The organism is Photobacterium sp. SKA34 (genome assembly GCF_000153325.1).
In the GTDB taxonomy this organism is placed as follows: domain Bacteria; phylum Pseudomonadota; class Gammaproteobacteria; order Enterobacterales; family Vibrionaceae; genus Photobacterium.
On record NZ_CH724147.1, the window covers coordinates 43,910 to 53,736 of the forward strand.

The 9,827-nt window shown below is 43.3% G+C and carries 8 protein-coding genes; 1 reads left to right on the plus strand and 7 read right to left on the minus strand.

The features are described 5' to 3' along the window. Position 1 precedes the first annotated feature (1 nt). From hflX to SKA34_RS22250, 7 genes are all read right to left on the minus strand, one after another. The gene (gene hflX / locus SKA34_RS22220) at positions 2-1,291 is read right to left on the minus strand and encodes a ribosome rescue GTPase HflX (RefSeq protein ID WP_006647740.1); all 1,290 of its coding nucleotides are present in this window, start codon (positions 1,289-1,291) and stop codon (positions 2-4) included. Between the two features lie 28 nt (positions 1,292-1,319). Then, a complete protein-coding gene (gene hfq / locus SKA34_RS22225) occupies positions 1,320-1,583 on the minus strand; it encodes an RNA chaperone Hfq (RefSeq protein WP_006647741.1) in 264 nt (87 codons plus the stop codon). Between the two features lie 86 nt (positions 1,584-1,669). Then, positions 1,670-2,605: a tRNA (adenosine(37)-N6)-dimethylallyltransferase MiaA gene (gene miaA / locus SKA34_RS22230; RefSeq protein ID WP_039861141.1), complete on the minus strand. Its 936-nt coding sequence runs from the start codon at positions 2,603-2,605 to the stop codon at positions 1,670-1,672. A 2-nt stretch (positions 2,606-2,607) separates the two neighbouring features. Then, on the minus strand, positions 2,608-4,776 hold the full coding sequence (mutL, locus tag SKA34_RS22235) for a DNA mismatch repair endonuclease MutL (protein ID WP_006647743.1): 2,169 nt from the start codon (positions 4,774-4,776) through the stop codon (positions 2,608-2,610). Positions 4,777-4,778: 2 nt separating this feature from the next. Then, entirely contained in the window at positions 4,779-6,521 is a 1,743-nt protein-coding gene (locus SKA34_RS22240; protein ID WP_050764815.1) for an N-acetylmuramoyl-L-alanine amidase, read from the minus strand. Positions 6,522-6,526: 5 nt separating this feature from the next. After that, on the minus strand, positions 6,527-6,991 hold the full coding sequence (gene tsaE, locus SKA34_RS22245) for a tRNA (adenosine(37)-N6)-threonylcarbamoyltransferase complex ATPase subunit type 1 TsaE (RefSeq protein WP_005372826.1): 465 nt from the start codon (positions 6,989-6,991) through the stop codon (positions 6,527-6,529). A 4-nt stretch (positions 6,992-6,995) separates the two neighbouring features. Beyond that, on the minus strand, positions 6,996-8,480 hold the full coding sequence (locus SKA34_RS22250; RefSeq protein WP_006647745.1) for an NAD(P)H-hydrate dehydratase: 1,485 nt from the start codon (positions 8,478-8,480) through the stop codon (positions 6,996-6,998). Positions 8,481-8,648: 168 nt separating this feature from the next. Here SKA34_RS22250 and queG point away from each other — a divergent pair, with 168 nt between their 5' ends. Further along, the gene (gene queG, locus SKA34_RS22255; protein WP_006647746.1) at positions 8,649-9,782 is read left to right on the plus strand and encodes a tRNA epoxyqueuosine(34) reductase QueG; all 1,134 of its coding nucleotides are present in this window, start codon (positions 8,649-8,651) and stop codon (positions 9,780-9,782) included. Positions 9,783-9,827 lie beyond the last annotated feature (45 nt).

Genomic DNA, 9,827 nt, shown 5'->3' on the forward strand with positions numbered 1-9,827 from the left:
ATTAAGCAACGATAAAGTCATCTAACGAAGTACTTTCTCTTTTTTGTAATCGAGACCATTCCGCCAAAGGCAAACGAATATCAATCATCAAATAACCGTCAGATTCGTATTCTTCTTGTAAAATACATCCCAGCTGATAAAACTTACTACGGATACGCCCAATCATTTCAGGGGGTACACGTAAGGTATGTGCTACCATCGTACCGGAGAGGCGTTCAGTTAATGCTTGGAACAACAAGTCAATGCCTTGCCCTTCCATCGCTGAAACCCAAACGCGACGAGGAACTCCCTCTTCATCTCGTGCAATGCGAGGTTCTGCATGCTCTAAATTATCAATTTTATTCATGATAATTAAAGTAGGCACCTCACCCGCATCAATTTCTTCTAGTACTGTTTCAACAGCTTCAACGTTTTCACGGAAGCGATCATCACTTGCATCAACCACATGAAGTAAAAGATCAGCTTCTTGTGTTTCTTTAAGGGTAGCTTTAAATGCTGCCACTAGATCGTGGGGAAGATGTCGAATAAATCCAACGGTATCAGCTAAAATAGCTGTACCTACATCAGCCACTGCAATTTTACGTAGTGTAGGATCTAGAGTTGCAAACAGTTGATCGGCGGCGTAAACCCCCGCATCTGTGATCCGATTAAAGAGTGTGGATTTACCAGCATTGGTATATCCCACTAATGAGATCGTTGGAATTTCTGCACGATTACGTGCGCGTCTTCCTTGATCACGCTGTTTAGCCACTTTATCTAAACGACGTAGAATTGTTTTAATTCGATCGCGCAATAAACGTCTATCTGTTTCAAGCTGCGTTTCACCAGGTCCACGCAGACCGATCCCCCCTTTCTGTCGCTCAAGGTGAGTCCAACCACGAATCAATCGGGTTGAGATATGACGTAACTGTGCAAGCTCGACTTGCAACTTACCTTCATGGGTACGTGCACGTTGAGCAAATATATCTAAGATCAAACCTGTTCTGTCGAGTACACGACACTGACAAATTTGCTCCAAGTTACGCTCTTGAGCGGGAGACAAGGAGTGGTTAAAGATAACGATATCAGCTTCCGCTGTTCTTACCGCGTCGGCAATTTCTTGTGCCTTACCTTCTCCAACGTAATATTTAGGGTGCGGAGTCTTACGACTGCCTGTGACAACATGCAGTGTATTGACGCCCGCAGAGGAGACCAGCATTTCAAATTCGCTAAGATCTTCCCATTCCCCATCTTGCGTGAAGTTAATATGAACAAGAATCGCCTGTTCTCCGGCTTCATAACGGTCAAACAAGCCACTAACTCCTTATTGGAAGAATAAATTATTCTTCAGTTTTTTCTGGACCAGTACCTGCTGGACGATCACCTGCATGGTGATGGTTCACTGGACGAGCAGGAACTACCGTTGAAATAGCATGCTTATATACCATTTGGTTTACAGTGTTTTTTAATAGGATCACAAATTGGTCAAAAGACTCAATTTGTCCCTGTAGTTTGATACCGTTTACCAAGTAAATTGAGACCGGAATTCGTTCACGACGCAGCGCATTTAAAAACGGGTCTTGCAGAGATTGCCCCTTAGCCATTATTTCTTTTCCTTATTTGTTTGTAGTTGTATTAGCAACGAACAAAAACTAAAAATACGCAAAGCAGTTCAGAGTATACACGTTAATCAAACATCACATCTAACTGAGTTTGTGACTGTTTGTAACGCGGAATCCACATCACTACTATCCAACCAGGTCAAATCTTTCCAACCGCGAAGCCAGGTGATTTGACGCTTTGCCAATTGACGGGTAGCACAGATACCACGGAAAACCGCTTCATCTAAGTCATAATTCCCGTCCAAATACTCCCACATCTGACGATAACCAACGCAACGAATAGAAGGAAGCTCAAGGTGAAGATCACCACGTTCGTGCAACGCACGTACTTCCTGCTCAAAACCTGCCTCGATCATTTTATTGAACCTAAGCTCAATTCGCTGATGCAGTACAGCCCTATCCATGGGGGTTATTGCAAATTGATGAACCTTGTAAGGTAAAGATTCACCTTGAGTTTTTGTTAACTCAGTTAAAGTTTTACCCGAAATTCGGAAAACTTCCAATGCACGAGATAATCGCTGTGGATCATTGGGATGAATTCTTGCCCCAGCTACGGGATCAATCCTTACTAATTCATCATGCAATACTTGCAATCCATGCTCAGTAGCATCTCGTTCAATCCCTGCGCGAACCTCAAGATCTGCAGCAGGTAAAGGCGATAAACCTTCCAATAAAGCCTTGTAGTACAACATAGTACCACCAACTAATAAAGGAATTCGCCCTGCTGCAACTATATCAGCCATTTCTTTAAGTGCATCAGCACGAAAGTCTGCAGCCGAATAACTTTGCGCTGGATCACGAATATCGATCAAACGATGGGGCGCTAATGCAAGTTCATGCGCATCAGGCTTTGCTGTACCGATATCCATTCCCTTATAAATAAGGGCAGAATCAACACTAATCAACTCAACAGGCAATTGTTCTCGTAAACGAATTGCAAGATCGGTTTTACCCGAAGCTGTTGGTCCCATTAAAAAAATGGCTTGAGGTTGTGGCTTAGTTATCATTATTTAAATGCTTCTATTGCTGCTTGCATATCTACCGGTCGAAGTAATTGGCTTTCATGATCCGCCAAGTTCTCTCCCCATAGCTGCTCTAATTCAGAGACTAGCTGAATGGCTTGTGACAAGCTATAACTTGCCACTGTACCAACACATTGTTCAGCTAACCAATATAATAATTTGTCCCACCCTTGCGCTTCAGGATCATCACAAGCTGTAAGTAGGTAGGTTAACAAATTCGGGATCAACTGTTGTAAGTTTTGCTGTCTTAATGGCATACATACTGACATGATTATTATGCCATTTCTCCCTTTTGGTTTCAGTTGAACCCCTAATTGTTTAAGTAACATCGCATGTTGTTCAGCACAGGCAATTAAATCACTCTCGACAGGTACCGATAGTGGGATCAAAAGCGGTTGAGGTTTTAACCCTTCCGTTTGTGCTAAACGCAATTGTCCAACATAGCGCAGTAACTCTGCATGATCTAAATTCAGTAAGGCAATATCGGTATCTTGCTGCATCAGTAAGTAACGCTCAGCCACTAAACACAATGCTTTACCAAGCCCCATTGCTTTGCCCGCTATCGCATGTTGTTTAACAACCGCGTTAGAAGGCATTGCTTGCCACTCTCTACGCGGCTCCGCAACATGCTCTATGGGGTGCTCAGCTAAGACGTGTTTTGTTGGCGCTTCCGTTTGTAACAGCTTTTGGTACGCCTTGATCTCAGCAGCTGTCGGCCCTTCCGGTTTAGGTGAACGTGAAGCGCCAGATGAAACATCAGAGGTTCTCGTTGTATTTACTGTTTGATCACTGTCTTGTCGCTCACAAGGGCTATGATCATACTGATGCTCTCTATTGTTCGTGTTTGGTGAAGCCGAATAAGAAGTAGATATACTATGCTCAGTCGCTTCACTTACCGCATATTCAGCAGATACCGCTAAGCCATGCATATCACTCTCAAAAGGAGATCCTGCTGAATATGACGGAGTCGACGCAGACTTATTCCATTCCGATAACGGTGATTTATGAGGGTATTCCGGTGTCGCATCTATCGCTTGAGCGACCCTTTGCGTCACAGAATTGATTGGTTCAATCACCACACCATCTTCATCAACTTCGAAACTGTGAGCACTTGCTCGTATCGGTGATTGATACTGATGCTGCTCTTCTTCTAATGCCCCTTGCTGCAATGCACTTTGTAAGGCTTGGTAGATAAAATCATGTACCAAACGTGCTTGATGAAAACGTACTTCATGTTTTGCAGGGTGAACATTCACATCAACTTGGTGAGGATCGACATCAATATACAGTACGTAAGCAGCATACTGATCGGATCGTAAACTCGATTCATAAGCTTGACGGATCGCATGATTGATCAGCTTATCTTTCATCATCCGCCCATTAACATAACAATACTGAATATCATTTTGTGCGCGAGCGCCTTGAGAGCTACATACCCAACCGGATAATTTCAAATCCCCGTGCGCTAATTCAACCATCAATGCATGTTGTAAAAAACCTGAACCACATGCAGTTGCTAGTCGACGTTCTTTTTGAATTGGCGATTGTGCCGTTCGGTATTGTCGAATGATCTTACCGTTATGCCGCAAAGTAATAGCAACATCAAAGCGGCTTAACGCAATACGTTTGATCAGTTCATCAATATGATTAAATTCTGTTTTTTCTGTCCGTAAGAACTTACGACGCGCAGGTGTATTAAAGAAAAGATCAAGAACTTCTAGCGTTGTACCTACCGGATGGGCTGCAGGTTTTAACTGTACGTCCATATCTCGCCCTTCAGCATACGCTGACCACGCTTCTTCTTGCGATTGGGTGCGGGAGGTTAACGTTAAACGAGAGACGGAGCTGATACTGGCAAGCGCTTCACCACGAAAGCCAAGACTGACTATCGCTTCAAGATCATCCAGAGTAGTAATTTTAGAAGTCGCATGACGGCTAAGGGCGAGAGCAAGCTCATCTTTAGGGATCCCTTTTCCATTATCACGAATACGAATGAGCCGGCTGCCACCTTTTTCGATATCAATATCGATTCGAGTAGCACCGGCATCAAGACTATTTTCAACAAGCTCTTTGACTACAGAAGCTGGGCGTTCAACAACTTCACCCGCTGCAATCTGGTTAGCCAGCCGAGCGGGTAAAATCTGAATCGGCATAATTAACTTCTTGGTATGATTAGCGTCTGTCCTACAGCTAGTTTATCAGAACGTAGCTTATTCGTAGCACGAATACTTGCCACAGATACACCATATTTATCAGCAATCTTACTCAAAAACTCACCACGCTTCACTTTATGTTGAACATATTTCGGCGCAGGAACGGCAATTTTTAATTTTTGCCCAAGCATAACATTGTCTGATCGAAGGTGGTTTAGTTGGCGAATACTGCTCATGGTAACACCATATTTTCCAGCAATCTTGCCTAAATACTCACCACGCACAACTTTATGCACAATCACTTTAGTTGAAGCAACAGGTTTCACTGTAGCACGGCTCGATGTAGTACTCACCGCTTTCGTTGATGTCGAAGCCGATGCTGTCTTAATGTTACCTGGAATAATCAACACTTGACCGATATTCACTGAGTTTGATTTCAGTTTATTCGCCGCTTTGATTGATGCCATCGACACGCCATACTTCTGTGCAATACCGCTTAATGACTGACCCGATGTCACTTTATGCTTACTTCCACGTCCTTTCAAACGAGAAGCAAATAAAGTACCTTCAGGTGGATTTGCCTCAAAATACTGCAACACTCCTTTGTAAACCGCGTTCGCTAATTGGTTTTGGTGTGATGTCGTATTGAGTAATCTCTCTTCTGTTGGATTAGTAATAAAACCAGTTTCAACCAATAGCGATGGAATATCAGGTGATTTCAATACCGCTAAACTTGCATATTGCGGAGCCGTTTTATGCAAACGTGCCACTTTACGTAACTCATGCAATACACGGGTGGCAACATCGTAACCTTCTTTTTGTGAGTAACTAAATTGAAGGTCTAATACCGCTCGACCAAGATATTTATCTTTCGTATTACTCGATAAAACATCACCACCGCCTAATAGCTCAGATTGTTTCTCACTTTGCTCCAACCAACGACCTATTTCAGTATTCGCACGGCGTGTGTTTAACACCCATACAGAAGCACCACGAGGTTGCGGTTTTGTAAAGCCATCAGCATGGATAGAAACTAAAAGAAGGGCTTTATTCTTACGCGCAATTTCTGAACGCTTACCCAATGGAACAAAGTAGTCACCACGGCGAGTTAGTACTGCACGCATACCCGTTGTTGCATTGATCTTAGCTGCCAATTTTTTCGCAACCGCTAGTGTGACAGTTTTTTCATATTTACGTGTTGGACCAATAGAGCCTGGATCATCACCACCGTGACCTGCATCCACCGCTACCACTATATCAGCCGTACCAGATGGCATTTTCGCTAAATTATTTGCCGTCGCTTTTTCTTCTGCCTGCTCTTCTTTAGCACCAATGGTTTTAGACGTTCCATTCGGCAAGTCTAAAACTAAACGGTAACCATAACTGCCTGTTGGCGATAAAGAGAATATTTTTGGCGTTACACCACGCTTAACTTCAAACACCAGTCGTGTTGTACCTTTTGCAGGCGCTGTACTGGTGCGAACTTTGGTTAAAATATCACTTTTCTGAACAGCAATAGGAAGTTTAGTTTTGATCTTAGTATCTTTAAGATCAACTACTAAACGAGAAGGCCCTGCTAATGAAAAGTGAGAATAGTCTGCTTTACTTTGCAGATCTAATACTACGCGAGTTTCATCTGGCGCAGGCCAAATTCTCACCCCTTTGAGTTCATTTGCCCAAGAGGCAGCAGAACTCACTAATCCTGCTCCTACTATCAGGAACTTTAAATACGTCCGTAACGCCATCCTAATTAACTCAACTCCAAATGATTGATCAATGTTGCACCATATTCCGTATTGGCGCGGATCAATACTTTTCTCTGCTCACCGTGATAACACATTTCTAATTCAAGATCGGGTTGAGGTAATAGCCCATCACCTTTCTCTGGCCATTCCACTAAACAAATAGCATCTTGGGTGAAATAATCACGAATTCCCATAAATTCTAATTCTTCAGGATCTGCAAGGCGATAAAGATCAAAATGATACACTTGCCAAGGAGCAAGATCATAAGGTTCAACTAAGGTATATGTTGGACTTTTAACATTCCCTTGATGGCCTAGCGCACGAATAAAACCACGGCTAAACGTTGTTTTTCCGGCTCCCAAATCGCCGTGAAGATAAATCGTTGTTTGTTGCGTACAGGCTTTAGCTAATTTAAGGCCCAAATCTACTGTTGCCTGCTCATCAGCAAGAAAGGTTTCAAATGTTTGCATGTTTTTATCTTGGATTGACTAATTGACGAATAAACGGAAAGAGATCTGATGCCAGCATACCACGCTCTCCGCTTTGCGCACACAAATCTGCGGCTCGGCTATGAATCCAGACTCCAGCATAGGCCGCTTCAACTAACGCTAAACCTTGGCCGAGTAAAGCACCAATAATACCTGATAATACGTCACCCATCCCCCCTGTTGCCATTCCAGGATTGCCGCAAGTACAAATCCATAATGTCTTACCATCATAAATTAAACTGCCAGTCCCTTTTAAAACAACAACACCGCCATAATTTTGCTGCAAGCGCTGAACCGCGGCAAACCGATCGGCTTCAATCTCATCAATAGAAACATTCAACAATCGCGCCGCCTCTCCGGGATGCGGTGTAATAATTCGATTATCTCGGTAGTCTGGTGCTTTTGCCAGTAAATTAAGGCCATCAGCATCAACAACGCAAGGTTTATCAATATGATGACACTGCGCAAAGAGGGATTGTCCCCAATCAGTGGTTCCCAGCCCAGGCCCTAATACAACCACATCTGACCAAGTAAGCTTATCAACAAGTATATTTGAAGATTCTTGCCAACCAATAGCCATTATCTCAGGTCTCATCATCACAATTGACAGTGCATTGTCAGGTCGTGTAATCACCGCGGTTAAGCCTGCTCCTGAACGGGCACAGGCTTCTGACGATAATCGAATAGCCCCTGCCATCCCCAGATCACCACCAATACAAAGCACTCGTCCAAAACACCCTTTATGAGCAACACGAGAGCGCGGAAAAAGTAATGGCTGTACCTGAGATTCTGTAACGTGTAATGCCGATGGTTTCATGACTTGCGCAAATTGCAGAGCAAATCCTAAGTCGGAAAAGTAACGTTCCCCACAGTATTCTGCTGCTTGCCCTGTTGTCAGTCCTTGTTTGAAACCAATAAAAGAGAGCGTTTGTGAGGCCTTAATAACAGCACCAAAAGTTGCGCCAGTATTTGCACATAATCCAGAAGGCACATCAACCGCAATCACAGGCATCATTTGATGATTGATCCAACGAATGCGATCAGCAATTTCTGAGCGAACTTCACCTTTAACCCCAATCCCTAATAATGCATCAATAATTAACTCATAACTTGTGGTTGGCGTATCAGTGATCGTTTTACCATTACATTGCAACCAGTGAGAACGAGCACATCGGGCATCAGCAGGTAAATGTTCAACATTGGGGAATTCCCACACAGTCACATCTACACCCAGCTCATGTGCTAAACGTGCCACCACATAGCCATCACCACCATTATTACCTTTACCGCAGCACACTAATAATTTTTTGCATTGAGGATACCGCTGACCCATAAGATCAAACGTTGCTTCTCCAGCACGTTCCATTAAGTGATAAAGCGTGACACTATTTCGTTGATCTATGAGTAATTGTTCACCTTGCCTTATTTGTTCCGCGGTATAGAGCGATAAGGGGATATCATGAGTGATCATAGGTAAAAGCCCTCAATAAACGTCCAACAACTATAACTAATCAAAATGCACAGTGTTAATTTTATACGTATATTCTTAGCAATCCACATTCTCACCGCTATGATCAAAACAAGAATATGCTAGAATGCGCCCCCCCTTTCATTTAGCGCTATATAAAAGAGTTCGGTTATGACTATCGATTACCATCAACTTGCTGAGCAGATCAAAACTTGGGGACAAGAGCTGGGCTTTCAACAAGTGGGTATCACTGATATTGATTTGTCACAACACGAAGCTGAATTACAACGCTGGCTTGATGCTGGCTATCACGGTGATATGGACTGGATGGCACGTCATGGCATGATGCGTGCGCGCCCTGCTGAACTGTTACCCGGCACTATCCGCGTGATCAGCGTAAGAATGAATTACCTTCCGCCTCACGCAGAGTTTGCCCAAACTCTTAAGCAACCTCAAAAAGCGTTTATTAGTCGCTATTCACTCGGTCGTGATTATCACAAACTGATCCGTAATCGACTGAAACAATTAGGGCAACGTATTGAGCAGGTCGTAGGGCAGTTTGGTTGCCGACCTTTTGTTGACTCAGCGCCAATCCTAGAACGTCCTCTGGCACAAAAAGCAGGGCTTGGTTGGACAGGCAAACATTCACTTATCTTAAATGAACAGGCAGGCTCTTGGTTCTTCTTAGGTGAGCTATTAGTTGATATTCCACTTCCAATAGATAAACCAAGTAGTGATCAATGTGGTAAATGTGTCGCTTGTATAACGAGCTGTCCAACTGGTGCTATTGTTAAAGAAGGAATCGTGGATGCTCGTCGTTGTATCTCATACTTGACGATTGAATTTGATGGTGTAATCCCAGAACAATACCGCAGTGCTATCGGTAACCGTATCTATGGTTGCGATGACTGCCAGTTAGTTTGCCCCATAAACAGACATGGCCAATTAACAGAAGAGCACGATTACCACTGCCGTGACAGTTTATACCAACAAGATTTGCTGACTCTTTATACTTGGGATGAAGCGACATTCTTAAAAAATACTGAAGGCTCAGCTATTCGTCGGATAGGCCACATTCAATGGCTAAGAAATATCACTATTGCACTGGGTAATGCCCCCTACCAAATAGAAATTGTTGGAGTACTTAAGCAACGTCAAGGGATCTGTGAATTACTTGATACACATATAGATTGGGCGCTATCGCAACAACAACAAAGAAAAGCTCAACTCGCTCTCGAAATTTTACCGACTAAAACAAAACGTTTAGTACGGATTATTGAGAAAGGCTTACCTCGAGATGCATAAGTCACTCGGGGGATATGTGGAAAACTTTTTAAAGTTAGTCTTTTT

What these genes read in the sequence shown, in the direction of transcription:
- tsaE (WP_005372826.1), bottom strand. Translation starts at nt 6,991, where the DNA reads ATGCAAACATTTGAAACCTTTCTTGCTGATGAGCAGGCAACAGTAGAT.
- hfq (WP_006647741.1), bottom strand. Translation starts at nt 1,583, where the DNA reads ATGGCTAAGGGGCAATCTCTGCAAGACCCGTTTTTAAATGCGCTGCGT.
- queG (WP_006647746.1), top strand. Translation starts at nt 8,649, where the DNA reads ATGACTATCGATTACCATCAACTTGCTGAGCAGATCAAAACTTGGGGA.
- SKA34_RS22250 (WP_006647745.1), bottom strand. Translation starts at nt 8,480, where the DNA reads ATGATCACTCATGATATCCCCTTATCGCTCTATACCGCGGAACAAATA.
- SKA34_RS22240 (WP_050764815.1), bottom strand. Translation starts at nt 6,521, where the DNA reads ATGGCGTTACGGACGTATTTAAAGTTCCTGATAGTAGGAGCAGGATTA.
- mutL (WP_006647743.1), bottom strand. Translation starts at nt 4,776, where the DNA reads ATGCCGATTCAGATTTTACCCGCTCGGCTGGCTAACCAGATTGCAGCG.